The organism is Pseudomonas sp. 2995-3 (assembly GCF_002742565.1).
GTDB lineage: Bacteria > Pseudomonadota > Gammaproteobacteria > Pseudomonadales > Pseudomonadaceae > Aquipseudomonas > Aquipseudomonas edaphica.
On record NZ_LJSB01000305.1, the window covers coordinates 1 to 287 of the forward strand.

1 protein-coding gene is annotated in these 287 nt (G+C 29.6%); it reads right to left on the minus strand.

From position 1 onward, the window contains the following. Positions 1-202: DUF1980 domain-containing protein (locus AOA62_RS25855; RefSeq protein ID WP_256592486.1), on the minus strand; the 202-nt coding region annotated here is incomplete at its 3' end. Positions 203-287: the final 85 nt, after the last annotated feature.

Below are 287 nucleotides of genomic sequence, written 5' to 3' on the forward strand. Positions count from 1 at the left end.
AGATACTATAGATCAATAATTTTACTGGTGTAGGTCCTTTGATTTGGTGGTCATGGTTACATTGGCATGAAGTATCATGATGTTCTTCTTTTTTTGTACTTCGAAAAATTTGAATAATACCTAATAGAAAGAAGGTTACCATTGCAAAATATATAAATGGCATCATCATTGGTGCTATATAATAAACGATATTTCCAGTCATGATTAAACCAAGAATTAACAGTGCAAATCCAATTAAAATGATACCCTGTATATATGCATGAAATAAATGATCATAAGGTTTCTTC